Origin of the sequence: Pseudomonas sp. ICMP 10191 (assembly GCF_001467335.1) — a bacterium.
GTDB classification, from domain to species: Bacteria; Pseudomonadota; Gammaproteobacteria; order Pseudomonadales; family Pseudomonadaceae; genus Aquipseudomonas; species Aquipseudomonas cerasi.
The window spans coordinates 1-1,799 of the sequence record NZ_LKGW01000184.1; the positions used below are offsets into that span (position 1 = coordinate 1).

At 61.5% G+C, this 1,799-nt stretch carries 1 pseudogene; it reads right to left on the reverse strand.

The window, feature by feature from the left end:
- Positions 1-1,755: pseudogene (locus tag AO388_RS26655) on the reverse strand (host specificity protein J); the annotation flags it as partial.
- Positions 1,756-1,799: the final 44 nt, after the last annotated feature.

Below are 1,799 nucleotides of genomic sequence, written 5' to 3' on the forward strand. Positions count from 1 at the left end.
TCGAGCTGGTACTGGTGCCATTCCGGGCGCGTGATGTTGCGCACCAGAAACTGCATGGTTTTCAGGTCCTCGTATTCAAGTATCCAGCCACATTCGGCTTCTGGCACTTCACTGAAGCTGGCAGCCACAGTTACCCGCCGGCCGGTGAGCGAGGTGATAACACGCAGCTTGGCACCGGTCGACAGATCGATGTCGCGGTCAACGGTGATGACGCGCCCCGCCACCGCGCTGATCCGCCCGCCGTTCGCACGACCGGCCAGCATGGGGTCAGCCACGGCAATGATCTGCCCTGTCTTCGGAATGCCGCCGTCCAGGCCGACGCGGAAGGTCGCGGGCCTGGTCTGCGTCTGTTCGGTGATCAGCGCGTACTGGCCAGCGCGCTGCGCCTGCCCGAGTGAAGTGCATCCGTAGGCGTCTACCGAGAGTTCGTTGACCGATCCAGATTCAGCCATCGCCACATCATCAAAGACAGGCTCTTTGTCCGTCGCAAAACTCTGGTCCGGGTTGTCCCACGTCACCATTGCCAAGTTGTGGCGGTCGCGCGCCCGGGTGCCTGAATACTGGATTTCACCATTGTTCAGGATCTGCGACGGGTTGTAGGTGTAGACCGGGTCGCCTGGCATGTCGGCGTTGAACGTGATCTGACTGCCATCCCAGGTGCTCATGCCGTGGAAGATAGCCGACAGGTCCTGCAGCACCGCGTAGGCATCCGCCTGCTTTTGCAGGTAGATATTGCAAGTCATCCGGGGGTGCGTGCCGCCCATGCCGTTTGGCACCATCTGGTCGCAATACTGCGCAATGCGGTACAGGTTCCAGCGATCCACCATCGTGGCATCGATCCGGTGCCCGAGGCCGTAATACGGGTTCAGCGCAATGTCGTAGCACACCCAGGCGGGGTTGTTCGTGTAAGCCTCTTTGAACGTACCGTCCCATATCCCGTTGCTGGTACCCGCGCCAGACGTGGCATAGGTCCGCGTCTCCGGGTCATAGTTGGTCGGCACACGCACGATGCGCCCGCGCATCAGCACCGCAATCTTGGCGATATCGCCGCCGAACTGCTGGGCGTCATATTCCACGCAGCCCACGGCGGTGAGCGGAAATTCCTGATCGCTGTCTACGACCTCGGCCACCGCCTCGATAAACATGCTGTCCTGAATCAGCGAGCTGTTGGCTTCGGGTGTGATCCGGCGCACGCGCATAGTCCAACGGCTGCCCGCTGGCAGGTTGATGCGGTGACTGCGTTCGTACTTGGTGACGTTCTTGCGGTCTACGAAGTCCGCCAGCATCTGAACGAACGGCCCGCCATCAGTGGCCAGGTCATCGCACGCCGTTGATGTTGCCGCTCTGGTCCTGCGACTGGAGTTGTGGCCAACTGAGCCGGATGCGCAGCGCATCCAGAACCGGGTTATTCACGGTGCGCAGGTAAGGCGTGGTGCTGAGCAGCTGCTGGTTTACGTCAACTTCATTGCTGGACTCGGCAATGCCCTCAAGACGCTGCTGGTTCAGCTCGCCATTGCGGAACTGCCACTTCACGCCCGGGAAGTTGACAGTGCCGTCTTCGGCCACCAACGGGGTTCCGTCGAGCTTCACGGAGCGCAGGCCGTCGACCGGGCCTACGATGGGTCCCCAGCTCCACAGATAGACGATCCGGGCGGTAGCGATCGAAGCCGTGCTGTTCGCTGCAATCGTCGGCTGCTTCTGGGTCGACTCGCCCCCTTTGGAACCTTGAACGACGAGTTTGCGTGCTGCGCCCATGCGGATCTCCAGGCAATAAAAAACCCGCCGGAGCGGGTTGGGTG